This is a genomic window from Pseudomonas oleovorans subsp. oleovorans (genome assembly GCF_002197815.1).
In the GTDB taxonomy this organism is placed as follows: domain Bacteria; phylum Pseudomonadota; class Gammaproteobacteria; order Pseudomonadales; family Pseudomonadaceae; genus Aquipseudomonas; species Aquipseudomonas oleovorans.
Map to the genome: position 1 here is coordinate 52393 of NZ_NIUB01000016.1, position 26058 is coordinate 78450.

16 protein-coding genes are annotated in these 26058 nt (G+C 61.8%); 7 read left to right on the plus strand and 9 right to left on the minus strand.

Annotated features, from left to right (window positions below; translation table 11 throughout):
- Positions 1–21: 21 nt before the first annotated feature.
- The 7 genes from PSOLE_RS11550 (at position 22) to PSOLE_RS11580 (ending at position 10966) form a co-directional block, all read left to right on the plus strand.
- A complete protein-coding gene (locus tag PSOLE_RS11550; RefSeq protein WP_074855125.1) occupies positions 22–1767 on the plus strand; it encodes a potassium/proton antiporter in 1746 nt (581 codons plus the stop codon).
- 294 nt (positions 1768–2061) lie between these two features.
- Entirely contained in the window at positions 2062–5403 is a 3342-nt protein-coding gene (gene mscK / locus PSOLE_RS11555) for a mechanosensitive channel MscK (RefSeq protein WP_074855126.1), read from the plus strand.
- Between the two features lie 18 nt (positions 5404–5421).
- A complete protein-coding gene (selO, locus tag PSOLE_RS11560; protein WP_074855127.1) occupies positions 5422–6885 on the plus strand; it encodes a protein adenylyltransferase SelO in 1464 nt (487 codons plus the stop codon).
- A 298-nt stretch (positions 6886–7183) separates the two neighbouring features.
- Entirely contained in the window at positions 7184–8974 is a 1791-nt protein-coding gene (locus PSOLE_RS11565; protein WP_074855128.1) for an SLC13 family permease, read from the plus strand.
- A 58-nt stretch (positions 8975–9032) separates the two neighbouring features.
- Positions 9033–9467, plus strand: coding sequence for a thioredoxin TrxC (trxC, locus tag PSOLE_RS11570; RefSeq protein WP_074855129.1), 435 nt, complete (start codon positions 9033–9035; stop codon positions 9465–9467).
- 135 nt (positions 9468–9602) lie between these two features.
- Positions 9603–10046 carry a PaaI family thioesterase gene (locus PSOLE_RS11575; RefSeq protein WP_074855130.1) on the plus strand — a complete coding sequence of 148 codons (444 nt, stop codon included), beginning with the start codon at positions 9603–9605 and terminating at the stop codon, positions 10044–10046.
- Positions 10047–10168: 122 nt separating this feature from the next.
- A complete protein-coding gene (locus PSOLE_RS11580; RefSeq protein WP_074855131.1) occupies positions 10169–10966 on the plus strand; it encodes a universal stress protein in 798 nt (265 codons plus the stop codon).
- A 213-nt stretch (positions 10967–11179) separates the two neighbouring features.
- Here PSOLE_RS11580 and PSOLE_RS11585 read toward each other — a convergent pair whose 3' ends face one another.
- The 9 genes from PSOLE_RS11585 to pilQ all read right to left on the minus strand — a co-directional run bounded on the left by PSOLE_RS11585 (position 11180) and on the right by pilQ (position 26005).
- Positions 11180–11950: a ParA family protein gene (locus PSOLE_RS11585; protein WP_074855132.1), complete on the minus strand. Its 771-nt coding sequence runs from the start codon at positions 11948–11950 to the stop codon at positions 11180–11182.
- A gap of 112 nt (positions 11951–12062) precedes the next feature.
- On the minus strand, positions 12063–13130 hold the full coding sequence (hemE, locus tag PSOLE_RS11590) for a uroporphyrinogen decarboxylase (protein WP_074855133.1): 1068 nt from the start codon (positions 13128–13130) through the stop codon (positions 12063–12065).
- A gap of 112 nt (positions 13131–13242) precedes the next feature.
- Positions 13243–14337 carry a glycerol dehydrogenase gene (locus PSOLE_RS11595; protein WP_074855134.1) on the minus strand — a complete coding sequence of 365 codons (1095 nt, stop codon included), beginning with the start codon at positions 14335–14337 and terminating at the stop codon, positions 13243–13245.
- Between the two features lie 131 nt (positions 14338–14468).
- Complete coding sequence (locus tag PSOLE_RS11600; RefSeq protein ID WP_074855135.1) at positions 14469–15887, minus strand: FAD-dependent oxidoreductase; 1419 nt, start codon at positions 15885–15887, stop codon at positions 14469–14471.
- A gap of 34 nt (positions 15888–15921) precedes the next feature.
- Positions 15922–20370 (minus strand): glutamate synthase large subunit, encoded by a 4449-nt coding sequence (gene gltB / locus PSOLE_RS11605; protein ID WP_074855136.1) that lies wholly within the window; start codon positions 20368–20370, stop codon positions 15922–15924.
- A 238-nt stretch (positions 20371–20608) separates the two neighbouring features.
- Complete coding sequence (locus PSOLE_RS11610) at positions 20609–22192, minus strand: SPOR domain-containing protein (RefSeq protein ID WP_074855137.1); 1584 nt, start codon at positions 22190–22192, stop codon at positions 20609–20611.
- A gap of 10 nt (positions 22193–22202) precedes the next feature.
- Positions 22203–23306, minus strand: a complete 1104-nt coding sequence (aroB, locus tag PSOLE_RS11615; protein WP_074855138.1) for a 3-dehydroquinate synthase — start codon at positions 23304–23306, stop codon at positions 22203–22205.
- Positions 23307–23357: 51 nt separating this feature from the next.
- A complete protein-coding gene (gene aroK, locus PSOLE_RS11620; protein WP_074855139.1) occupies positions 23358–23876 on the minus strand; it encodes a shikimate kinase AroK in 519 nt (172 codons plus the stop codon).
- Positions 23877–23881: 5 nt separating this feature from the next.
- Complete coding sequence (gene pilQ, locus PSOLE_RS11625; RefSeq protein ID WP_074855140.1) at positions 23882–26005, minus strand: type IV pilus secretin PilQ; 2124 nt, start codon at positions 26003–26005, stop codon at positions 23882–23884.
- Positions 26006–26058 lie beyond the last annotated feature (53 nt).

The window sequence follows — 26058 nt, forward strand, 5'->3', positions numbered from 1 at the left end:
ACCATCGCAAGGAGTTAGACATTGGACGCAGGCGCCATCAATCAGCTGTTCTTGATCGGTGCCCTGTTGGTTGCCTTAAGCATCATGGTCAGCTCGGTGTCCACCCGCGTGGGCATCCCAATTCTGGTCATCTTCCTCGGTGTCGGCATGCTCGCCGGCGTCGACGGCATTGGTGGTATCGTCTTCAACGACTACTCCCTGGCCTACCTGGTCAGTAACCTGGCGCTGGCTGTCATTCTTCTCGACGGCGGCATGCGTACACGCGCCTCGACCTTCCGCGTTGCGCTGTGGCCATCCATGTCACTGGCCACACTGGGCGTGGCGATCACTGCCGGCTTAACCGGCGTGGCGGCCGCCTGGCTGTTCAACCTGAGCCTGATCGAAGGCCTGCTGATCGGCGCCATCGTCGGCTCCACCGATGCCGCCGTGGTGTTCAACCTGCTCAACGGTAAGGGGCTCAACGAGCGTGTTGGCCCGACACTGGAAATCGAGTCGGGCAGCAACGACCCGATGGCCATGTTCCTCACGGTCACCCTGATCAGCATGATCGCCTCAGGGCAGAACAGCTTTAGCTGGGGCATTCTCAGCAGCCTGGTTCAGCAGTTCGCTCTGGGCATCGCCCTGGGCGCGCTGGGCGGCTGGCTGCTCCTGCAGCTGATCAACCGCCTGTCGGTGGCTGACGGCCTGTACCCACTGCTTGCCGTCAGCGGCGGCATCATGATTTACGCGATTTCCGGCATTATTGGCGGCAGCGGCATCCTCGCCGTCTATGTCTGCGGCCTGCTGCTGGGCAACCGGCCGATCCGCAACCGTCACGGCATTCTGCATATGTTCGATGGCCTGGCCTGGCTCAGCCAGATCGGCATGTTCCTGGTGCTCGGCCTGCTGCTGACCCCGAGCAATCTGCTACCGATCGCCGTACCGGCGCTGCTGCTGTCGCTGTGGATGATTTTCTTCGCGCGGCCACTGTCGGTATTCATCGGCCTGCTGCCCTTCAAGAGCTTCAACCTGCGTGAACGCGTGTTCATCTCCTGGATCGGCCTGCGCGGCGCAGTGCCGGTGATCCTCGCGGTGTTCCCGCTGATGGCCGGCCTGGAGAATGCACAACTGTTCTTCAACGTCGCCTTCTTCATCGTGCTGGTTTCCCTGCTGCTGCAGGGCACCACGCTGGGCTGGGCTGCGCGCAAGGCCAGGGTGGAAGTGCCGCCAGTGCCCTTGCCGATATCGCGTGCCGGCCTGGAAATCCACCTGACCAGCCAGTGGGAGCTGTTCGTCTACCGTCTGGGTGCCGAAAATTGGTGCATCGGGGCGCCGCTGCGGGCGCTGAATATGCCGCCGGGCACGCGTATCGCCGCGCTGTTCCGTGGTCATGAGTTGCTCCACCCATCCGGCAGTACCACACTGCAGGAAGGCGATATTCTCTGCGTCATCGGCCATGACGCCGACCTGCCGGCGCTGGGTAAACTCTTCAGCCAGGCGCCTAAACGCGGCCAGGATCTGCGTTTTTTCGGCGACTTCGTGCTCGAGGCTGATGCCGAACTGGCAGCAATCGCAGCTCTCTATGGCCTGAAGCTCAATGATGTCGAAGGCAATCAATCTCTGGGGCGTTTCATTGCTCAGGCAATTGGCGGCGAACCTATCGTCGGCGACCAGATCGAATGGCAGGGCCTGACCTGGACAGTGGCGCAGATGGAAGGGAACAAGATACGCAAGGTCGGCGTCAAATTCCCCGAAGACAGTCGCCCGAACCCCGGGTTGCACTTCTAGAGTTCGCACGAAAGGTTCTCGCGCGCAGCTCATGCGATATCGGTAGCGGCTCCGTAAACAGGCGAGGAACGCTTTGCACGCGCATTCGAGCCATCGCACTGTCAATGAGCATTTGACCGGGCTGGCGTTCCAGCCTGTTCAAACGCAGCATGAGCGCACGCAGGCACTTTCCGTACAGAACCCAGAGCGCGCTGCCAACATTCGACATTCTTGCACGCGGGCCTCATGGCCCGCGTATTCGTTGTGCAGCAAACGGCCTACACTGCCATCGTCAACTCATTAGATAGATCGACCATGTCCCTTTTGCGTCGTCCCCTGATTGCTGCCTTCCTTGCTTTTTGTCTCGGCATCTCCCCTGTTCTGGCCGAAGAACCGCCAAACATCGAAAACGTGCAGCAGAGCCTCGACAGCCTGGCAGACCGCAAACTGCCGGAAGCCGAGCAAGCGGCCCTGAAACAGACCCTCGAGCAGACCCTGCGCATGCTCCAGGACAGCCAGGCTGTCGAGCAGCGTCTGAGCGATCTGCGCCGGCAGCTGGACGAAGCCCCCCGCCTGATCAACGAAGCCCAGCGCGATCTGGACAGGCTCAAGGCGACGCCCCCGCAACAAATCTCCACGCGCCATGCGCGCACCCCACTCGCTCAGCTCGAACAGCTGCTCAACGAACGCTCCAGTCAGATCAGCGAATGGAACAAGGCGATCATCGAGGCCAACAGCCTGGTGATCACCGCACAGACCCGCCCGGAGCGCGCGCAGGCGGAGATCAGCCAGAACCAGGCACGCAGCCAACTGATCAACGATGCGCTCAAGAGTGGCCGCTACAACGGCAAGGCGCTGACGCAGGAGCTCCGCGACCAGCTCAACGCGGAGTTGTCGCTGCTCGCCGCGCAAACTCAGCTGCGCCGCCAGGAGCTGGCCGGCAACAGCGTGCTGCAGGACCTCGGTAGCGCCCAGCGCGCCCTGCTCGAAGAACGTATCAATCGTGCCGAGCAGGAGCGCCAGGCCCTGCAAGGCTTGATCAACGAACGACGCCGTGCAGAATCGGAACAGACCGTCGCCGAACAATCGCTCGAGGCCGAACGCGCCAGCTCCGATCGATTGCTGGCCAGAGAGAGCTCGCTCAATCTCAAGCTCTCCGACTACCTGCTGCGCGCAACGGAACGCCTCAATGACCTGACCGAGCAGAACCTGCAAATCCGCCAGCAACTGGACAACCTCAATCAGGCCAACCAGGCGCTGGACGAGCAGATTCGGGTACTGCAGGGCAGCCTCCTGCTGTCGAAGATTCTCTACCAGCAGAAACAGGCGCTGCCGAAACTCAAGCTAGAAGACGGCTCGCTGGCCGACGAGATCGCCGACATTCGCCTCTACCAGTTCGAGCTGAACAAGCAGCGCGACGAGATCAGCGACCCCGCCCGCTACGTGGAGAACCTGCTCAGCGATCAGCCGAGTGAGGAGGTCACCCCGGAGCTGCGCAACGCACTGCATGCGCAGCTCACGACCCGGCGTGAATTGCTCGATCGCCTCAACCGCGAGCTCAATGCGCTGCTCAACGAATCGATCACCCTGCAGCTCAACCAGAAGGAGCTGTCCAGCACGGCCAGTAGTCTGCGCGCCACCATCGAGGAGCAGATGTTCTGGATCCCCAGCAACAAACCGCTGAACCTCGACTGGCTCGAGAGCGCTCCCCGGCATCTGCAGCAACAGCTGGAGCAATTGCCCTGGCGCGAAGTCGCCGGAGAACTGAGCGCAGTGCTGCTGGAGCGCCCGCTGGTCTTTCTGCCTTTGCTGCTACTCTGCGCACTGATCGTCTGGCGCCGCCAGTATCTGTTCGGCAAGCTCGGCAGCCTGCATGACGACATTGGCCATTACAAACGTGACAGCCAGCTGCATACGCCACTCGCCATTGGCCTGAATCTCATCCTGGCCCTACCCGGTGCGCTGTTTCTCAGCCTGTGCGGCTATGCCCTGCTGATGGAGCCGCGCGGGCAGAGCCTCTACCTCGGTACGGCACTGTACGAGATGGCGCAGGCCTGGCTGGTGTTCTACACTCTGCACCGGATCCTCTCGCCCAACGGCGTTGCGGTGCTGCACTTCCATTGGCCGCCAGCCAGTGTCAGCTTCATTCGCCGCCATATCCGCAATCTGGGCTTCGTGGTCCTGGCCCTGGTGGCGGTCACCAGCATTGCCGAGCATCAGCCGGCAAGTCTGGCCAATGACGTGATCGGCATCGCCGTGGTACTGAGCTGTTATGCGCTGATGGCCTGGCAACTGTTCCGTCTGTTGCTCGGCACGCCACAACGGGAGAACACCTCAACCCTGCGCGCCACCGTTGGCCTGTTGTTCAGCCTGCTCCCCATCGTATTGATGGTGGCCGTCGGGATGGGCTACTACTACACCGCCCTGAAACTCACCGACCGCCTGATCGACACGCTCTACCTGCTGATCTTCTGGCTGATACTCGAGGCGGCCTTCGTCCGTGGCCTCAGTGTCGCGGCGCGTCGTCTGGCCTATCAGCGGGCGCTGGCGCAACGTCAGGCACAGGGCAGTGACAGCGATGCCGTGATCGAAGAACCCACGCTGGATATCGAACAGATCAACCAGCAGTCACTGCGCCTGATCCGCCTGGCACTGCTGGGCGGTTTCCTGCTGTGCCTGTACTGGGTCTGGTCCGATCTCATCGGCGTATTCACCTACCTCGAGACCATCAGCCTTTACCAATACAGCAGTGGCACGGGTGATGCCGCGACCATGATTCCCATCAGCCTGTTGGATGTCATCGGCGCCCTTCTCATCATCGCCATTACGGTTGCCCTGGCGCGCAACCTGCCGGGGCTGCTGGAGGTGCTGGTGCTGTCGCGCATGCGCCTGGCGCAGGGCAGCGCCTATGCCACGACCACCCTGTTGTCCTATGTGCTGGTCGGCATCGGCATCGTCAGCACACTGTCGACCCTTGGCGTGAGCTGGGACAAGCTGCAATGGCTGGTGGCGGCGCTGTCGGTCGGCCTGGGTTTCGGCCTGCAGGAAATCTTCGCCAACTTCATTTCAGGTTTGATCATCCTGTTCGAACGGCCGGTGCGCATTGGCGATGTGGTGACCATCGGCAACCTGTCGGGCACGGTCAGTCGGATCCGGATCCGCGCCACCACTATCACCGATTTCGACCACAAGGAAATCATCGTCCCGAACAAGACCTTCATCACCGGCCAGTTGATCAACTGGTCGCTGAGCGATACGGTCACCCGCGTCACCCTCAAGGTCGGCGTCGGCTATGGCTCGGATCTCGACCTGGTGCGCAAGCTGCTGCTGCAAGCGGCGCAGGAAAACCCAAGGGTGCTCAAGGATCCGTCGCCAATCGTCTACTTCCTCAACTTTGGCGAAAGCACGCTGGACCACGAGCTGCGCATCCACGTGCGCGACCTCGGCGACCGCAACCCGGCCACCGACGAGATCAACCGCTTCATCGACCGCGAGTTCCCGAAGAACGGCATCAACATCGCCCTCCGTCAGGTCGAGGTGTACGTGAAAAACCTGGAGCATGGCGAGCAGAAGCTGGATCAGAAAGACCTGGCCAGAGTCGCAGCCGCTGGCGCCGCCAGTGTGCAGCAACCACCCAAACCGCCCGCAGTGCCTTGAGCAGGTAGGAGCCACCCGGTGAAAAGCCTCGACCAGTTGATCTTCGACAACCGTTTCGCCCGCCTTGGCGACGCCTTCTCCACCGAGGTACTGCCCGAGCCCATCGAGCAACCACGCCTGGTGGTGGCCAGTGCGTCGGCCATGGCCCTGCTCGACCTGCAGCCCGCCGAGGCACAGCGCCCCGAGTTCGCCGAACTGTTCGCCGGACACAAGCTGTGGGAACAGGCAGAGCCACGTGCGATGGTCTATTCCGGGCACCAGTTCGGCGGCTACACCCCGCGCCTGGGCGACGGTCGCGGGTTGCTGCTGGGCGAAGTGGTCAACGAGGCCGGCCAGCACTGGGATCTGCACCTCAAGGGCGCCGGCATGACGCCCTATTCGCGCATGGGTGACGGCCGTGCAGTGTTGCGCTCATCGATCCGCGAATTTCTCGCCAGCGAACATCTGCATGCCCTCGGCATCCCCAGCTCACGCGCACTGTGCGTCACCGGCTCCGACACCCCGGTCTGGCGCGAGAAAAGGGAAAGCGCGGCGATGGTGCTGCGCCTGGCGCAAAGTCATGTGCGCTTCGGCCATTTCGAGTACTTCTACTACACGCGCCAGCACGAACACCTGAAAACCCTCGGTGAACATGTCATGGCCTGCCATTTCCCCCACTGCCTGGAGCAGGAGCAGCCCTGGCTGGCGCTGCTGCGCGAGGTGATCGAACGCACCGCTGCGATGATCGCCCACTGGCAGGCCTATGGTTTCTGCCACGGAGTAATGAACACCGACAACATGTCGATCCTCGGCATCACCTTCGACTACGGCCCTTACGCCTTCCTCGACGATTTCGATGCCAAGCACATCTGCAACCACTCCGACGACACAGGGCGCTACAGCTTCAGCAACCAGGTGCCCATCGCGCACTGGAACCTCGCCGCTCTAGCCCAGGCCATGACGCCATTCGCCTCCGTGGACGCACTGCGTGAGGCGCTGGACCTGTTCCTGCCGCTGTACCAGGCACACTACCTCGACCTGATGCGCAAACGCCTGGGCTTCACCAATGCCGAGGATGAGGACGAAGCGCTGATCCAGCGCCTGCTGCAACTGATGCAGGCCGGTAAATCCACCGACTACACGCTGTTCTTCCGCCGCCTTGGCGAACAGGCGCCTACCGAAGCGCTGAAAGTCGTACGTGAGGATTTCGTCGACCTTGCCGGCTTCGATGCCTGGGGCCAGGACTATCTGGCGCGCTGCCAGTTGGAAGGCGGGGAACAAAACGAACGCCAGGCGCGTATGGACGCGGTCAACCCTAGGTACATCCTGCGCAACTACCTGGCGCAGCAGGTCATCGAAGCGGCCGAGGGCGGCGACTATGGCCCGGTGCGCGAACTGCACAGCGTGCTGTCACGACCGTTCGACGAGCAACCCGATATGCAACGCTATGCCGAACGCCCGCCGGAGTGGGGCAAGCACCTGGAGATCAGCTGTTCGTCGTAAATATGGCGCGCCCCTGGCCGTAGGGTGCGCCGCGCGCACCAACAGTCCGCGACCGCGCAGGATAGAACCCATCACAGCTGCCAGCGGGTTGCACCCGCCCTACTAAGACAGTCAGCTCAGGTTGGTGGATAACGCGCCAGCCACCCAAGCTGGACGTCTTATCTATTAAATCGAAAAGGCATATCAATCTGCCCAAACATTCTTAGACTATCTAAAAGAACCCCTCTATCTTGGCGCCCTGCCAGGCCGCCCAGTGCGTGCCCGATACCTCACACGAGATTCGACGCTAAGGATGCTCATGCCCTGGGACTCCCTGCCCCTGCTGTTCGTCGGCGCCCTGCTGATCTGGGTGCTCTATGCCTTCGTCCGCGAAAAGTGGAGCCCGGACATCGTTGCCGCCATCGCCGTGGCCGCGCTGCTGATCAGCCAACTGCTGACCCCTGGCGAAGTGCTCAGCGTGCTGTCCAACTCCGCCCCCGTGACCATCGCCTGCATGTTCGTGCTCTCCGCCGCGCTGGAGCGCACCGGCTGCATCGACGCGCTCGGCAACTGGCTGGGCAACCTGGTCGGCACCAGCCCGATTCGCGTGCTCACTGGCCTCACCGTCACCGCGCTGGTGGTATCCGCCTGCCTCAACAACACACCAGTGGTGGCCATCCTCACCCCGGTGGCCATCGCTCTGGCGCGCCGCGCCGGCACCCTGCCGTCGAAACTGCTGATTCCCCTGTCCTACGCCACCATCCTCGGCGGCACACTGACCATGATCGGCACCTCGACCAACATTCTGGTCGACGGCGTCGCGCGCAAGGCCGGCCTCGCGCCCTTTGGCATCTTCGAAATCACCGGTGTCGGCCTGGTCATGGCCGCTTTCGGCATGCTCTATCTGCTGACCATCGGCCACCGCCTGCTGCCAGAACGGGAAACCCTGTCACGCCAGTTGCGCCCGGATCTATCACGCACCTTCATGACCGAACTGCTGGTGCCGCACGACTCACCGATGATTGGCAAGACCCTGCACGAGGCCAACCTTAACGGTGGTAGTGGTCTGCAAGTGCTCAAGTTGTTCCGCGATGAACAGGAGCTGACCGAGCCCGGCGCCGAAACGCTGCTCGCCAGCGGCGACCGCCTGGTACTGCATGGCCAGGTCAAGGATGTAGTGGAGTTGCGCGAGAGCGGCCACCTGAGTTTCAACCGTGGCGATGCCTTCGAAACCATCAGCAGCCGCGACGTGATCCTCGCTGAGGCTATCGTCGGGCGAAACTCGCGCTACAGCCACCGGCCGATGCGCGACCTCGACCTCACCGCACGTTACGGCATCGCTGTGCTCGCCGTGCACCGCCAGGACGAGAACGTGCAGGGCAACCTGGATGATTTCGAGCTGCAGTTCGGCGACGTGATGCTGGTCGAAGGCACACCTGCGCAGATCAAACGCTTCGCCGACAACGGCGAACTGATCAGCCTCAACGCCGTGCAGGAGCGTGCCTTCCGCCGCGACAAAGCGCCCATCGCGATCATCTCGACCCTGGCCGTGATGTTGCTGGCCGCCTTCGGCGTGATGCCCATCGAAGGCCTGGCGATCATCGGCGCAGTGACGGTGCTGGCGACCCGCTGCCTGGACGTGGAGGACGCCTACAAGGCGGTGGACTGGAAGATTCTCAGCCTGATCTTCGGCATGCTGGCGATCAGCATCGCCATGGACAAGGTCGGCCTGGTCAAGCTGATGGTGGAGAACGTCATGGGCTGGCTGCCCTGGGCCGGACCGCTGCTGATGTTGAGCTTCATCTACCTGTTCACCTCGATCCTCACCGAGGTGCTGTCGAACAACGCAGTGGCCGTACTGGTGACCCCCATCGCCATTGGTATGGCCCAACACCTGGGCGTAGACCCACGTGCCTTCGTGGTCGCGGTGATGTTCGCCGCCAGTGCCAGCTTCGCCACGCCCATCGGCTACCAGACCAACACCTTCGTCTACAACGCCGGCGGTTATCGCTTCACCGATTTCATGAGAATTGGCATTCCCCTGAATCTGCTGCTGTGGGGCGTAGCCACCCTGGTCATCCCCTGGTTCTTCCCGCTGACCCCGCTCTGACTTGATATCGGCCGGCGGCGGCTCCATCTAGTGAGCATGTCCCACGGAGCCTGCCGCCATGTCCGATCCCCTGCTGATTCCCTGCCCGCACTGCAACGGCCTCAACCGCATTCCCTCCGAACGCCTGGGCGATGCCCCACGCTGTGGCCGCTGCAAGAGCGAAGTGTTGCCAGGTGTACCCATCACCCTCACGCAGGCTAATTTCGCCAGCCAACTCAAGGGCGACCTGCCGTTACTGGTAGATGTCTGGGCCAGTTGGTGCGGCCCCTGCCAGTCCTTCGCCCCGACCTTCCAGCAGGCCGCCGTGCAACTGCAGGGACGCTGCCGCCTGGGCAAGCTCGATAGCGAAGCCAACCCGAATCTGGCCGGGCAACTGGGCATCCGCTCCATTCCAAGCCTGATCCTGTTCAAGGGAGGCATCGAAGTCGCCCGCCAGAGTGGTGCCATGCCGCTACCGCAACTGCAGGCCTGGCTGCGCCAACAGGGCATTTAGGATGCACCTATAGCTCGGATGCAATCGTGCCTGGGGCGCTTGAGCACTTCGGTCAGTCGCCACGGGCGCTACGGTCAATTGCAGCGCGCTATCCGCCCCTTAGTCTGGCAAAACGTCCGCTCAAGGAGTTTCGCCATGCCGCTGCCTGTTGAAATCGCCCGCCAACTCACCGAAGAACAGATCGCCTTCGTCAAACGCAGCGGCCTCAAGGCCGAGGTTCTGGAGCCTGGCTTCGTGCGCCTGCGCATGCCCCTGCAAGGCAACCAGAACCATATCGGCAGCATGTACGCCGGCGCCCTCTTCACCCTGGCGGAGATTCCGGGTGGCGCCCTGTTTCTGACCAGCTTCGATGCCCAGCGCTTCTACCCCGTCATCAAGGAAATGAACCTGCGCTTTCGCCGCCCGGCCACCGCCGACATTCAGGTCGAGGCGCGCCTTTCGCCCGAAGCAATCGCCGACCTGGAAGAACAGGCCAGCCAGCAGGGCAAGGCCGAGTATCTGCTGGAGCTGCAACTGACCGACAGCAGCGGCGAAGTGGTCGCAGAAAGTCGCGGCCACTACCAATTGCGTTTACGCTGAATGACACCGCTGCCTGCATTTGCAATCGGTAACAGTCCCCGACCTTGCCATAGGTCAAAAGAGCGGCTATCTGAACAGGCACAATAAAATTGCCGAGGGGTATCGGCAGGAGAGCCGTCACCATGTTCAAGCACATTCTTATCGCCCATGACCTGCGCGACACCGCTGACATGGCGCTATGCCGCGCCACCCAGCTGGCCCAGCAGCATAACGCCCGCCTGACCATGCTCCATGTGCTCGACCCGGGCCAGAGCAGCGACCAGCATGAGAAAGCGCGCCAGGCGCTGGATCGCAGCCTGACCCAATACACCCCGCCCGGCACCGAGCTGCGCATGCTCAGCGGCAAACCTTCGGAAGTGGTGCTGCAACAGGTTCAGGACAGCGGCTGCGACCTGCTGGTACTGGGCGGCCACCATCAGCGCCATGACTTTTTCTCCGGCACCAGCCTCGACCGTATCGCTCGTCGCTGCACCGTGCCACTGCTGCTGGTCGCCCGCAACGACTTCCAGCCGTATCAACGGGCATTGGCCGCCATCGACTTTTCCCTATGCGCCTGCAGCGCTCTGGGCCAGGCCTATCATCTGCTGCCTGGCGATGCCGAACTGCATGCCCTGCATGTATTCGAACCGGACAAGGGCACGCCGCAACAGGTCGAACTGCAGCTGCAGACCCAGCAAGGTCTGATCGATCAGCTACTGCATGACGAAGCGCAGAAGCTCCCGGCCGGAGGTCCCAAGCTGAGCCACGAGGTGCTGCAGGGTGGCATCCTGCGTAGCCTGCAAGAGCAGATCAAGACGCGTCGAGCAGAACTACTGGTACTCGGCAGCCATGGCCGCAGCGCCTTCTCCCAGGCATTGCTGGGCAGCCTGGCACAGCACTTCCTGCACAAGGCGCCCTGCGACGTGTTCGTGGTGCGCTAACGAACAAGGCGCCCGCGGGCTAATGCTGATCAGATAAGTTCGTCACCACCCCCTCCTACTTGCAGTAGAGGGGGCGTTTTTCGTAGGAGCCAGCTTGCTGGCGATGCTTTTTATGGCGGATCGCCGGCAAGCCGGCTCCTACAAAAATCGAGTGCAACGGCTTAACTGACTGGCATTAGCCCACGGGCGCCTTGATTTATCGCTGACAAACCTTCAAGCCTGATTGAGCAGATCGTGCAACTCGACGAACTGCTGCGTCAGCTTGTGCCGTGCATCCAGATGGATCAGCGGCGTGCACACCTGGTGCGATTCGCGCATCTTCACCGAGCTCATCAGGTTGACCGGCAACACCGGCAAGCCCTCGGCGATTAGTTCATCCAGCAACTGCTGCGGCAAGGTCGCGCGCGGCTGGAACTGGTTGACCACGATGCCCTCCACCTCCAGACCATCGTTATGGTCTTCCTTCAACTCGTCGATCTCGGCCAGCAAGCCATACAGGGCGTTGCGCGAGAAGCTGTCGCAGTCGAAGGGTATCAACACACGGTCGGCCGCGATCAAGGCGGAAACCGTATAGAAATTCAGCGCTGGCGGCGTATCCAGATAGATGTGGTCGTAGTCTTCGGCCAGCTCGTCGAGCAGTTTGCGCAGCTTGTTGATCTTGTGCTTCTGCTCAAGCTTGGGCTGCAGCTCGGCCAGTTCGGCCGTGGCCGTGACCACATGCAGGTTGTCGAAGGGAGTTTCGTAAATATCGACCTTGCCCTTTTTGGCGAACGGCCCGGACGACAGGGTTTGCTTGAAGAAATCGGCGATGCCCATGGGAATTTCCTCGCCGGTCAGCCCGGTGAGGTAGTGGGTCGAGTTGGCCTGGGCATCCAGATCGATCAACAGCGTACGGTAGCCCTGCGCCGCACTCACTGCCGCAAGATTGCAGGCGATGCTGGACTTGCCCACGCCACCCTTCTGGTTGAACACCACACGTCGCATCGCACACCTCCCTGAGCCTGAGTGACCTCGGATTCTATGCAAAGGCTGTGACAAGCGCGAGGAGCTTGCCCGGCCGATAGCAAAGAGGCCGCTTGCACGGCCGCTGTTCTGCTTATTGGTGATACTGCGCGGACAACTCGTGCACGGCTTCGAAGAAAGCGCCCGCGTGAGCCGGGTCGACCTCCGGAGTGATGCCATGGCCAAGGTTGAACACGTGGCCGCTACCGGCACCATAGGCGGCCAGGATGCGCGCCACTTCGGCGCGAATCGCCGCCGGCTTGGCGTACAGCACCGCCGGATCCATGTTGCCCTGCAAGGCGACCTTGGCACCGACACGGGCGCGCGCGCTGCCGATGTCGCAGGTCCAGTCCAGGCCCAGCGCTTCAGCGCCGGTGTCAGCCAGGGACTCGAGCCACAGGCCACCGCCCTTGGTGAACAGGATCACCGGCACACGACGCCCGTCGTGCTCGCGAATCAGGCCATCGACGATCTTCTTCATGTAAGCCAGGGAGAACTCCTGATAGGCCGCTGCCGACAGCGCGCCACCCCAGGAATCGAAGATCTGTACCGCCTGCGCACCGGCCAGGATCTGCCCGTTCAGATAAGCGGTAACCGACTGCGCCAGCTTGTCGAGCAGCGCGTGCAAGGCTTGCGGGTTGTCGTAGAGCATGGCCTTGGTCTTGCGGAAGTCCTTCGACGAGCCGCCTTCGACCATGTAGGTGGCCAGCGTCCATGGGCTGCCGGAGAAGCCGATCAGCGGTACGCGGCCATTGAGTTCACGGCGAATGGTACGCACGGCGTCCATCACATAGCCCAGATCCCGCTCCGGATCGGGCACCGACAGCGCCTCGATATCGGCCAGGCTGCTGACCACTTTCTTGAAGCGCGGGCCTTCGCCGGTCTCGAAGTACAGGCCCTGGCCCATGGCATCGGGGATAGTGAGGATGTCGGAGAACAGGATCGCCGCGTCCAGCTGCGGGTAGCGATCCAGCGGCTGGATGGTGACCTCGCAGGCAAGCGTGGGATTCTTCATCAGGCTCACGAAGTCGCCGGCCTTGGCCCGGGTCGCGCGGTACTCCGGCAGATAACGGCCAGCCTGGCGCATCATCCAGACAGGTGTGACGTCTACAGGTTGCTTGAGCAGGGCGCGGAGGAAGCGGTCGTTCTTCAGAGCGGTCATGGCGGTTCCGAGCAGAAAACAGTGAACAAAAATTGTGCGCATTGTCGCAGAGCAGACAACAAAAGGCACGGCGTAGGACGCCGTGCCGCAGGTTCAGGGGATACAGATGTGGCTAGGCGACCTTACGCCGGCGCCCTTCGGCGTCGGCCGTGCGCATGGCCGCCAGTACACTGCGGGCGTCCACCGGGAACGGCTCGTTGTGGATACTCTCGCCCGGCGCACAGGCCAGCTCCGCGGCGCGCAGCAACGCTTCGTCGCTGACATCCTGCAGGCCGATATCGGCCAGGGTCACCGGCAGACCGATGGCGATGCAGAAGTCGTATACCTCGTCGATCAACGCCGGCTCGCTGTCGCGCAGCATCAGCATGCTCAGCACACCGAAGGCGACCTTCTCGCCATGCCAGTAGTGATGGGTTTCAGGCAGCGCGGTGAAGCCGTTGTGAATGGCATGCGCCGCAGCCAGGCCGCCGCTTTCGAAGCCCAGCCCGGAGAGCAGCGTGTTGGCCTCGATGACATGCTCCAGCGCCGGCGTCACCACCTGTTGCCGGCAAGCCTGCAGCGCCAGCGGCCCGTACTGCAGCAGGGTGTCGTAGCAGAACCGCGCCAGCGCATGGGCGGTACGCGGGCCAGGTCGCCCGGTCATGTTGGCGGCGCCGCGAATGCGGCAGTCCTCGGCCTCGAACCAGGTGGCCAGGGCATCGCCCATCCCGGAAACGAGAAAGCGCGCCGGCGCCTGGGCGATCACCTGACTGTCGACCAGCACCAGATCCGGGTTGCGCGGCAGCACCAGGTAGCGTTTGAACTCACCGGACGCGGTATAGATCACCGACAGCGCACTGCACGGCGCATCGCTGGAAGCCAGAGTAGGCACAATCGCCACCGGTACGCCCAGCTCGTAAGCCAGCGCTTTGGCAGTATCCAAGGCCTTGCCGCCACCCATTCCCAGCACAACCTGTGGCTTGCTTTCGCACGCCATGGTCAGCAGCCGGGCGATCTCTTCATCGCAGCATTCTCCGGCAAAGCGCACGCGCTGGCAGTCGATCTGCCCTGCGCAGGCACTGGCCACAATAGCGCCCAGATGGTCGTCGGCGAAGGGATCGAGCAAGGCCAGCGCCGTGCTGCCGAAACGCGCTAGCTCGCCGCCCAACTGTTCGAGCGCATTGCGCCCCTGCACATAGCGGGATGGGAAAATGGCGGTGGTAAGCATGGCAATCTCCTCGATAAAAGTACTGGAGACAGCCTACTGCCGATAACCCTGCGGCCCATTGCCTCAGGTCAGTAAAGGAGCAGATACGACGAGGCCGACATCAAGCCGGCCTCGTTCGCTACCGCGCGGAATCAGACGTTCAGATAATCCAGGATACCTTCGGCAGCGTTGCGGCCTTCGAAGATCGCCGTCACCACCAGATCGGAACCGCGCACCATGTCGCCACCGGCGAAAATCTTCGGGTTGCTGGTCTGGTGCTTGAACTGCGACTGCCCGGGCGCCACGACGCGGCCCTGGCTGTCAGTCTGGATCTCGAACTGCTCGAACCAGGGCGCCGGGCTCGGACGGAAGCCGAAGGCGATCAGCACGGCTTCGGCCGGGATAATCTCCTCGGAGCCCGGGATCGGCTCGGGGCTGCGACGGCCACGGGCGTCAGGCTCACCGAGACGGGTCTCGACCACCTTGATGCCTTCCACCTTGCCGTCGCCAACGATGGCGATGGGCTGGCGGTTGAAGAGGAACTTCACGCCCTCTTCCTTGGCGTTCTTCACTTCCTTGCGCGAGCCGGGCATGTTCTCTTCGTCACGGCGATAGGCGCAGGTCACGGCCTTGGCGCCCTGACGAATCGAGGTGCGGTTGCAGTCCATCGCGGTATCGCCACCGCCCAGCACCACGACGCGCTTGCCCTTCATGTCGATGAAGTCTTCCGGCGCCTTCTCGAAACCGAGGTTGCGGTTGACGTTGGCGATGAGGAAGTCCAGCGCGTCATAGACGCCCGGCAGATCCTCGCCGGGGAAGCCACCCTTCATGTAGGTGTAGGTGCCCATGCCCATGAAGACGGCATCGTACTCATCCAGCAATTGCTGCATGGTCACGTCCTTGCCGATCTCGGTATTCAGGCGGAACTCGATGCCCATGCCGGTGAAAACTTCACGGCGGCGGCTGAGCACGGTCTTTTCCAGCTTGAACTCGGGAATGCCGAAGGTCAGCAGACCGCCGATTTCCGGGTTCTTGTCGAACACCACCGGGGTCACGCCGTTGCGCACCAGCACATCGGCACAGCCCAGGCCGGCCGGGCCTGCGCCGATCACCGCGACACGCTTGCCGGTCGGTTTGACCTTGGACATGTCCGGGCGCCAGCCCATGGCGAAGGCGGTGTCGGTGATGTACTTCTCCACCGAGCCGATGGTCACCGCGCCGAAGCCGTCATTGAGGGTGCAGGCACCTTCGCAGAGGCGATCCTGCGGGCACACGCGGCCGCAGACTTCCGGCAGGGTGTTGGTTTGGTGCGAGAGTTCGGCGGCGGCCAGGATGTTGCCTTCCGACACCAGCTTGAGCCAGTTGGGAATGAAGTTGTGCACCGGGCACTTCCACTCGCAATACGGGTTGCCGCAGCCCAGGCAGCGATGCGCCTGGTCTGCAGCTTGCGCCGGCTTGAAGTTGTCGTAAATCTCGACGAATTCCTTCTTGCGCTGACGCAGCAGTTTCTTCTTCGGGTCTTTGCGCCCGACTTCGATGAACTGGAAGTCGTTATTCAGACGTTCAGTCATTGCATTACCTCATCAAACCACTTCAGGCGCATTCTTATTGCGGGTTGGCACGGGTGCTGGACAGCAGCGACTTCAGACTGGCCGCTTTCGGTTTCACCAGCCAGAACTTGCGCAGGTAATCGTCCAGGTTTTCCAGCAGGTTCTGCCCCCACTCGCTACCGGTTTCTTCGACGTACTCGGCCAGCACGCTTTCCAGGTGGCTGCGGTAGGCCTCCATCGCTTCATTGTTGATGCGTTGGATTTCCACAAGCTCGTGGTTGACGCGGTCGTAAAAGCCGTTGTCCAGGTCGAGCACGTAGGCGAAGCCCCCGGTCATGCCCGAGCCGAAGTTGTAACCGGTCTTGCCCAGTACGCAGACGAAACCGCCGGTCATGTACTCGCAGCAGTGATCGCCCGTGCCTTCCACCACCGCATGGGCGCCGGAGTTACGCACGGCGAAACGCTCACCCGCGGTACCGGTGGCGAACAGCTTGCCGCCCGTGGCGCCATACAGGCAGGTGTTGCCGATGATGGCGCTGTCCTCAGTGGCGAACGGGCTGCCGGCAGGCGGGGTGATGACGATCTTGCCGCCAGTCATGCCCTTGCCCACGTAGTCGTTAGCATCGCCTTCCAGGCGCAGGTGCAGGCCACCGGCGTTCCACACGCCGAAGCTCTGACCAGCCGTACCCTTGAAGCGGAAGGTGATCGGCGCATCGTTCATGCCCTGATTGCCATGCACACGGGCGATCTCGCCGGAAATACGCGCGCCGATGGAGCGGTCGCAGTTGCCGATGCTCAGCTCGAACTCACCACCGGTTTTGTTGGCGATGGCGTCCTTGGTCATTTCCACCATCTTCTCGGCCAGCAGGCCTTCGTCGAATGGCGGGTTCTTCGGCACCTGGCAGAACTGCGGCTTGTCGGCCGGGATATGCGCGCTGGCCAGCAGCGGCGACAGATCCAGGTTGCCCTGCTTGGCGGTTTCGCCCGGCAGCACTTCGAGCAGGTCGGTACGCCCGATCAGCTCTTCCAGGCTACGCACGCCCAGCTTGGCCAGCCACTCGCGGGTTTCCTCGGCGACGTAGGTGAAGAAGTTCATCACCATCTCGACGGTGCCGATGAAGTGATCCTTGCGCAGCTTGTCGTTCTGCGTGGCCACGCCGGTGGCGCAGTTGTTCAGGTGGCAGATGCGCAGGTACTTACAGCCCAAGGCGACCATCGGCGCGGTACCGAAGCCGAAGCTCTCGGCGCCGAGGATGGCGGCCTTGATCACGTCCAGGCCGGTTTTCAGACCACCGTCGGTCTGTACCCGCACCTTGCCGCGCAGGTCGTTGCCGCGCAGGGTCTGGTGGGTTTCGGCCAGGCCCAGTTCCCACGGCGCACCGGCATAGCGGATGGAGGTCAGCGGCGATGCGCCGGTACCACCGTCGTAACCGGAAATGGTGATCAGGTCGGCGTAGGCCTTGGCCACACCGGCAGCGATGGTGCCGACACCGGCTTCCGCCACCAGCTTGACCGACACCAGCGCCTTCGGGTTGACCTGTTTGAGGTCATAGATCAGCTGCGCCAGGTCTTCGATCGAGTAGATGTCGTGGTGCGGCGGCGGCGAGATCAGGGTCACGCCCGGCACCGCATAACGCAGACGCGCGATCAGGCCGTTGACCTTGCCGCCCGGCAGCTGGCCGCCCTCGCCAGGCTTGGCGCCCTGGGCCACCTTGATCTGCAGCACTTCGGCGTTGACCAGGTATTCCGGGGTCACGCCAAAGCGGCCGGTGGCCACCTGCTTGATCTTCGAGCTCTTGATGGTGCCGTAGCGAGCCGGGTCTTCACCGCCCTCGCCGGAGTTGGAGCGACCACCCAGGCGGTTCATCGCCTCGGCCAGCGCCTCGTGCGCCTCCGGCGACAGCGCGCCGAGGGAGATACCGGCAGCATCGAAGCGCTTGAAGATCGACTGCAGCGGCTCGACTTCGTCGAGGCTGATCGGCGTGGCGGATTCCTTGACCTTGAGCAGGTCGCGGATCATCGACACCGGGCGGGTGTCGACCAGCGTCGAGTATGCCTTGTACTTCTCGTAGTTGCCCTGCTGCACGGCTTCCTGCAGCGTGCGCACCACATCCGGGTTGTAGGCATGGTATTCGCCGCCGTAAACGAACTTGAGCAGACCACCCTGCTGGATCGGCTTGCGGTTGTTCCAGGCCTCCTGAGACAGCAGCTTCTGCTCGTTCTCGATATCGACGAAACGCGCGCCCTGGATACGGCTGGCCACGCCACGGAAGCACAGTTCGGTGACTTCATCGGCCAGGCCGACCGCCTCGAACAGTTGCGCACCGCGATAGGACGCGACCGTGGAGATGCCCATCTTCGACAGGATCTTCAGCAGGCCTTTGGAGATGCCCTTGCGGTAATACTTGAAGACTTCGTACAGATCGCCCAGCACTTCCCCGGTGCGGATCAGGTCGCCCAGCACTTCGTAGGCCAGGAACGGATACACCGCCGAGGCACCGAAGCCCAGCAGCACGGCGTAGTGGTGCGGGTCACGCGCGGTGGCGGTTTCCACCAGGATGTTGCAGTCGCAACGCAGGCCTTTCTCGGTCAGGCGGTGATGCACAGCGCCGGTAACCAGCGCGGCATGCGCCGGCAGCTTGCCAGGGGCGATGTGACGGTCGGTCAGCACCAGCAACACCTTGCCGGCACGCACGGCTTCCTCGGCCTGGTCGGCCATGTTGCGCACGGCAGCTTCCAGACCCAGCGACTCGTCGTAGTTCATGTCGATGACATGACGGTCGAAGCCCGGGCGATCCAGGTTCATCAGCGCGCGCCACTTGGCTGGCGAAATCACCGGGCTGCTGAGGATCACGCGGGTAGCGTGCTCCGGCGACTCGCTGAAGATGTTGCGTTCGGCGCCCAGGCAGATCTCCAGGGACATGACGATCGCTTCACGCAGCGGGTCGATCGGCGGGTTGGTGACCTGCGCGAACTGCTGGCGGAAGTAATCGTAGGGCGAGCGCACGCGCTGGCTGAGCACCGCCATCGGCGTGTCGTCACCCATGGAGCCGACGGCTTCCTGGCCCTGCTCGCCGAGCGGACGCAGTACCTGGTCACGCTCTTCGAAGGTGACCTGGAACATCTTCATGTATTGCTTGAGTTGATCCGGGTCGTAGAAGGCCGAACCGTGGTCGCGGTCTTCCAGCGTCGCCTTGATGCGCTGAGCATGCTTGCGCAGCCAGAGCTTGTAGGGATGACGCGACTTCAGGCGGCTGTCGATGGACTCGGTATCCAGCACCTGGCCGGTCTCGGTGTCGACGGCGAGGATCTGCCCCGGGCCGACACGGCCCTTGGCGATGACGTCCTCTGGCTGGTAATCCCACACGCCGATTTCCGAGGCCAGGGTGATGTAGCCGTTCTTGGTGGTGACCCACCGCGCCGGACGCAGACCGTTACGGTCGAGCAGGCACACGGCATGGCGGCCATCGGTCAGCACCACACCGGCCGGGCCATCCCAGGGCTCCATGTGCATGGAGTTGTATTCGTAGAACGCGCGCAGGTCGGCGTCCATGGTCTCGACGTTCTGCCAGGCCGGCGGAATGATCATGCGCAGGCCACGGAACAGATCGATACCACCGGTGACCATCAGCTCGAGCATGTTATCCATGCTCGAGGAGTCGGAGCCGACACGGTTGACCAGCGGGCCCAGCTCGTCGAGATCGGGGATCAACTCGTTGGCGAACTTGGTGCGGCGAGCCTGCGCCCAGTTGCGGTTGCCGGTGATGGTGTTGATCTCGCCGTTGTGCGCGAGGAAGCGAAACGGCTGCGCCAGCGGCCACTTGGGCAGGGTGTTGGTGGAGAAGCGCTGGTGGAAGACCGCGATGGCGGTCTGCAGGCGCTCGTCACCCAGGTCCGGGTAGAACTGCTGCAGGTCTGCCGGCATCATCAGGCCTTTGTAGATGATGGTCTTGTGCGAGAAGCTGCAGATGTAGTGATCGCTGTCGTCGGCATTGGCCACCGACGAGCGACGGCGGGCGCTGAACAACTTAATGGCGAATTCCTGATCGCTCAGGCCATCGCCGCCGATGAACACCTGCTCGATCTGCGGCAGGCGCTCCAGCGCCAGTTGGCCCAGCACACTGGTGTCAATCGGCACCTTGCGCCAACCCACCAGTTGCAGACCAGCCGCGAGGATTTCGCGGTTCATGTTCTCGCGCGCGGCTTCGGCCTTGGCCGAATCCTGATTGAAGAACACCATGCCCACGGCATATTGCCCAGGCAGTTCGACGCCGAATTGTTCCCGGGCAACAGCGCGCAGGAATTGATCGGGCTTCTGGATCAGCAGGCCACAGCCATCACCGGTCTTGCCGTCGGCGTTGATACCGCCGCGGTGAGTCATGCAGGTGAGGGCCTCAATAGCGGTCTTGAGCAGGTGATGACTAGGTTCACCTTGCATATGGGCGATCAAGCCGAAGCCGCAGTTATCCTTGAACTCATCAGGACGGTACAAACCTGCTTTCATAGGGGGGACTCTCACCAGGCTGCCTAGACTTCAGGCAAATTACTTTCTAATTCAATTGCTTAAACCCGAATAACAGGCACGGGCGTGCTTTGCATGGGCAAAAGGGAGGTCATTGTACATATCCACCCATGGCGTCACAAATTTTCGTGACGAAGGGGTGAATATTTATGTCGCAAAAACGAAGGATAAGACCGCAAGGTCGTGCTAACGACCAAGCGATCATCTTGAGACAGAGCGCTTAGCGGCTCATTTCCTGCTGAATGCTACCCAGCGTACGAGGCCAGGGCTTACCCGCCTGCAGCTTGGCGGGCAGGGTTTTCACCGCCGCCTGAGCGGCGTCGCGACTGGAGAAGCTACCATAGGTCAGCACGTACAGCGGCTGCCCTTGATGGATTTTCTTGAAGTAGCGGTACTCGCTACCCCCCTCACGCACCAGCGCCTGAATATTGGCCTCCGAACGCGATCCGAGTACCTGCAAGGCATAGCGGGACGCCGGCTGCTGCGCATACCAGTTGGTCGCCGCAGCACCTGAGGCTACAGCCGGAGCGGGCGCAGGCTTAGGCGCAGGCGCTGGTTTAGCGGCCGCTGGTGCGGGCTTTGCCGCAACAGGCTCAGGCTGCTTCACTGGTGCAGGTGCAGGTGCAGGTGCAGGTGCAGGTGCAGGTGCAGGTGCAGGTGCAGGTGCAGCAGTCATTGGCGCAGGCGGCGGCGTGACTGTCGAGGGCTCAGGCGTAGCCGGCGGCTCAAAGTTATCCAACGCCTCCCCGGCAGCCTCAGCCAGAGGCTGGCGAATCACGGCTTGCGACTCCCCCACCAGCGGCAGAGGCAGTGGTTGACTGGTGCCGGCAAATTCGATAGCTGGCGCACGCCCCTTCTCTGCAGAAGCCTGCGCAGACTCCTGAACCTCGGCGGCGGGCGCGGATGATTGCAAAGGCAACGACGAACTACTGGCCACCGGCGCAGGCGAGGATGACTCACGCCCCTGCATCATCCAGGCAGCGGCGACGCCAACCAAGACGACAGCCAACGCCAGCAGGTGCTTTTTCGGTAAGTTAAAACCGCCACCAACGCCGCGACCGGCAGCACGCTGCGCAAGCATTTGCTCGACCAGCAGCTCACGCGCTTCCTGATTGATCGCTCCAGGCCACCCCTGAGCGCGCACATGGATGTCTTCGACCTGCTCATCAGATAACAGATCAATACCCTGACCAGCGCCCTCGAGCCGCTGCGCCAGGTAGTCACGCGTTTCATCTTCGGTATAGGGCTGCAGCTCGATGGCGTGGTAACACTCCTCGCCATCCGCCAGCGCCTCCAGACGCGCCAGGAGTCCCCGCTCGGCAAACAGGAAAATGTGCGGACGCCCGTCGGCATTGCCAGCAGCAAGCTCCAGAACGCATTTCAAGGCAGCGTCATCCAGTTGATCGGCATCATCGACGAGCAGATAAACCTCCTGCCCGGTCAGCGCCAGTTGTGCAACCTGCGCCAGTATCGAGCGCACGTCGGCCTGAGCGATTGCCAATCCCTGAGCCACCTGACGCAGCAGCGCGTCAGCCGTGGTCGCACCCTGTGCAACGACGATGCTCTGCACGGCCTGCTTGTTGGTACTGGCAACCAGCGCCTGACGCAACAAGGTCTTGCCACTGCCCTCAGGGCCGACCACAACCAGCAACAACTGACTGTAACGCGCAAGATGATGCAATTGCCCAAGCACCGGCTTGCGCTGCGCCGGGAAAAACTTGAAACCAGGTACTCGTGGCGCAAAGGGGTCGTGACTGAACTGGTAATGCGCCAGGAAAGCTTCGTCAGCATGCAAACTGGTCATGGATCACTCTTCAAGAGTTGGACGACTGAGCCAGCGCTGCGTAATCGCTACGCAGCGTGGCGTCTAGAATTTCACGCGGGTAGTCGGCGGTCACTACAGCCTCACCCAATCGCCTGAGCAACACGAGACGCAGCTGACCATCGAGCACCTTCTTGTCCACTGCCATATGCTCGAGGAACTGCGCAGGCGTCATATCCTGCGGCGGCACCACCGGCAGCCCGGCAGCCTGCAACAGGCGTATGCCTCGGTCTCGATCCGCCGCCGACAGCCAGCCCAGGCGATAGGACATTTCCAGCGCCATCACCGTGCCTGCGGCGACCGCTTCGCCATGCAACCACACGCCGTAGCCCTGCTCGGTCTCGATAGCATGCCCAAAGGTGTGACCGAGATTGAGAGTGGCGCGCACTCCCGACTCACGCTCGTCCGCAGCGACGACACGCGCCTTGGCCGCACAGGATTGCTCGATAGCGTAGGTAAGCGCCTGCTGATCAAGCGCACGCAAGGCCGGTATATTCTGCTCCAGCCATACCAGGAAGGGCTCATCGCAGATCAGGCCATACTTGATGACCTCGGCCAACCCAGCGGAAAGCTCGCGCTCCGGCAGGGTGCGCAGGCTGGCCGTATCAATCAACACCGCCTTAGGCTGATAGAACGCGCCGACCATGTTCTTGCCCAGCGGATGATTGATCCCCGTCTTGCCTCCCACCGAGGAATCCACCTGAGACAACAACGTAGTCGGCACCTGGATGAAATCCACACCTCGCTGGTAACAGGCAGCAGCAAAGCCCGCCATGTCGCCGATGACGCCGCCACCCAGAGCGATAATTGTCGTGCGCCGATCATGCCTGGCCGTCAGCAGGCCATCGAAAATCAGCTGTAGCGTTTCCCAGTTCTTGAACACCTCGCCATCCGGCAGCACGATCGAGGCGACTTTGAAACCCTCAAGAGATCGCATAAGCGTTTCGAGATACAGAGGCGCTACGGTCTCATTGGTGACCACCGCCACCTGCCGTCCGCCGATATGGCGCGCGAGCAACTCAGGATCCGCCAGGAGACCCGCGCCGATATAAATGGGATAACTGCGCTCGCCGAGTTCAACGTGAAGAGTCTGCATGAGGCCCCCAGAATAAAAAGGCCACTAGGATAGCGCAGTTCGCCTCGCGCTTTAACGGGGCGACAAGGCTTCCAGGCGCGAGAGAATTTCCTGAACCACCATGCGCGGCGGACGCTCGTCCGTCTCGATGATGATATCGGCAACTTCCCGATACAGAGGATCGCGCATGGCCATCAGATCCCTGAGCACCTGAGCCGGATTGGCCGTACGCAACAACGGACGATTACGATCACGCGAAGTCCGGTCGATCTGCTGCTCAACGGAGGTATGCAGGTAGACGACTCGCCCTCCCGCATGCAAAGCCTGGCGATTCTCGGGACGCATTACCGCTCCGCCCCCCGTGGCCAGCACGAGACCGTCCTGCTGCGAGAGCTCGGCGATCACCGCCTGCTCCCGCTCACGAAAACCCTGCTCGCCCTCGACATCGAAGATCCAGGGAATATCGGCACCAGTACGCTGCTCAATCTCCTTGTCGGAGTCCTTGAAGGGCACGCGCAGTTCTTTGGCAAGCAAACGCCCGATGGTGCTTTTTCCAGCTCCCATCGGGCCAACGAGGATTACATTCCGCACTTAGGTCATCGGTTCACGGCAATGGCTTGGTTGTTCATGATGCGCGGAGTGATGAAAACCAGCAACTCGGCCTTGTTGTCGCTGACGATGTCACGACGGAACACTCGGCCCAAGAATGGCAGGTCACCAAGGAATGGGACTTTCTCTACACCCTTGGTCTGGGTGTTGGAGAACACCCCACCGATCACAATGGTCTCGCCATCATTGACCAGTACCTTGGCATTGACTTCGTTCTTGTTGATCGGCGGCACCCCCCCGTTCAGGGCCCGGGCGAAGTCTGGCGCATCCTTGGTTACTTTCACTTCCATGATGATGCGATTATCCGGAGTAATCTGAGGAGTAACCTCTAGGGAGAGAGCCGCCTCCTTGAAGGATGTACTGGTCGCGCCACTAGAGCTGGCTTCCTGATAGGGCACTTCCTGCCCCTTCAAGATTTTCGCTGTCTCCTTGTCCGAAGTAACAACCTTGGGCTGGGAGACAATCTCGCCATTACCGGTCTTCTCCATGGCCGACAGCTGTAGATCCAGTGTCACATTGTCGGTAAGGAAGCCGATGCCTATACCTGAAGTACTGCCCAAAACCCCCATGTCGACGAATGGCACACGAGCCACACCATCCTGCAGCGAAACGTTGCCTACCGTATCGGTGCCCGGCAAATAGACCTGCCCGCTTTCATTATCGAAGGAAGTTGCACCGTCCTTGCCGTAGACGCTCCAGTTTCCGCGACGAGTTGCCCCTCCCCAACGCACACCCAAGGCCTTGTCGTAGTCCACGTTGGCCTCGACGATACGCGCCTCGATCATTACCTGACGCACAGGAATGTCGAGCTGGGCAATGATACGCCGCAACTCATCCAGGCGATCCTGCGTCTGGTAAGCAATAATGCTGTTAGTGCGATCATCAACCGTTACAGAACCACGGGCATCGGATGATGCACCATCAGCACTGGTGACCGACTGAAACAGCTTCGCCATATCAGCAGCCTTGGCATAATTCACCTGAATCAGTTCACGACGCAGCGGAGCCAGCTCAGCAATTTGCTTTTGCGACTCCAACTCCTGACGCTCACGAGCGGCGATCTCATCTGCCGGAGCAACGAGCAATACATTACCAACCTGGCGCTTATCCAGCCCCTTGGTCTTCAGCACCAGGTCCAACGCCTGATCCCATGGCACGTTCTGCAAACGCAGAGTGATATTGCCGGCGACAGTATCGCTTGCAACCAGGTTCAGATCGGTAAAGTCCGCAATCAACTGCAGCACCGAACGCACGTCGATATCCTGAAAGTTGAGCGACAATTTCTCCCCGGTATAAGCAAAGCGCTCAGCCTTGCGGCGTTCTACGTCATCCTGAGTGAGAGGTTTGACACTCAACGTCAGCCTGTTCTCGGTCTGGTAAGCCAGGTAATCGTATAACCCGACTGGTTCAATCACGATACTGGTTCTGTCTGCGCTACCCGTAGCACTGACGAACTGCACCGGCGTGGCGAAATCCTTCACATCCAGCCGTACACGCAGCGACTCGGGCAGGTCAGTCTTGGCGAAGTCCAGACGAATCTTCCCACCCTGCTCCTGGATATCAGGACTGATCGATGCATCGGAAAGGGTAATGACGACATTACCCTCACCCTGCTCCCCACGCTGAAAGTCGATATTACTGATTGTTTTCGGTTGAGGACCGTAGGTTTTCTTGGGCGGAACCGCCGCTACCGAAGCAGGCACCGAGGCTGAGGGCCGCGACGCGACGGCAGAAGAATCTCCAACCAAGACATACAGATCATTACCCTCAACTCGAGTGCTGTATGGCGCCAGACTGGTGAGATTGACAATCAGACGGGTACGGTCCTTGGCCTCGACAATGGTAACGCTACGCGCATTACCGACACCCAGTTCACGATTCTTGGAGCCGAGCTTGTTCGACACGCCCGGCAGGTCCAGAGCGATTCGCGCGGGTTGCTCGATGGTATAGCCGCGAGGAGCCGTTACCGGCTCATCGAAGGAAAGCTTCAGCTCAACTCGATCACCAGGCAAACTGGCGACATTCAAATCCTGAAGATTGGCCGCCAATACCGCGGGCGACAGCAGCGCCGCCAGCAGAGCGACGCTAAGACGCGAAAGAGAGCTGTTCATTTTCGTATCCCGTGTGGCAGACAGATTATTTATATTCATTTCTCACCCCGCCC

Bases quoted from the DNA above. Each gene is read 5' to 3' on its own strand.
- mscK (WP_074855126.1), top strand. From the start codon at position 2,062: ATGTCCCTTTTGCGTCGTCCCCTGATTGCTGCCTTCCTTGCTTTTTGT.
- PSOLE_RS11565 (WP_074855128.1), top strand. From the start codon at position 7,184: ATGCCCTGGGACTCCCTGCCCCTGCTGTTCGTCGGCGCCCTGCTGATC.
- trxC (WP_074855129.1), top strand. From the start codon at position 9,033: ATGTCCGATCCCCTGCTGATTCCCTGCCCGCACTGCAACGGCCTCAAC.
- PSOLE_RS11575 (WP_074855130.1), top strand. From the start codon at position 9,603: ATGCCGCTGCCTGTTGAAATCGCCCGCCAACTCACCGAAGAACAGATC.
- PSOLE_RS11580 (WP_074855131.1), top strand. From the start codon at position 10,169: ATGTTCAAGCACATTCTTATCGCCCATGACCTGCGCGACACCGCTGAC.
- PSOLE_RS11585 (WP_074855132.1), bottom strand. From the start codon at position 11,950: ATGCGACGTGTGGTGTTCAACCAGAAGGGTGGCGTGGGCAAGTCCAGC.
- hemE (WP_074855133.1), bottom strand. From the start codon at position 13,130: ATGACCGCTCTGAAGAACGACCGCTTCCTCCGCGCCCTGCTCAAGCAA.
- PSOLE_RS11595 (WP_074855134.1), bottom strand. From the start codon at position 14,337: ATGCTTACCACCGCCATTTTCCCATCCCGCTATGTGCAGGGGCGCAAT.
- PSOLE_RS11600 (WP_074855135.1), bottom strand. From the start codon at position 15,887: ATGACTGAACGTCTGAATAACGACTTCCAGTTCATCGAAGTCGGGCGC.
- gltB (WP_074855136.1), bottom strand. From the start codon at position 20,370: ATGAAAGCAGGTTTGTACCGTCCTGATGAGTTCAAGGATAACTGCGGC.
- PSOLE_RS11610 (WP_074855137.1), bottom strand. From the start codon at position 22,192: ATGACCAGTTTGCATGCTGACGAAGCTTTCCTGGCGCATTACCAGTTC.
- aroB (WP_074855138.1), bottom strand. From the start codon at position 23,306: ATGCAGACTCTTCACGTTGAACTCGGCGAGCGCAGTTATCCCATTTAT.
- pilQ (WP_074855140.1), bottom strand. From the start codon at position 26,005: ATGAACAGCTCTCTTTCGCGTCTTAGCGTCGCTCTGCTGGCGGCGCTG.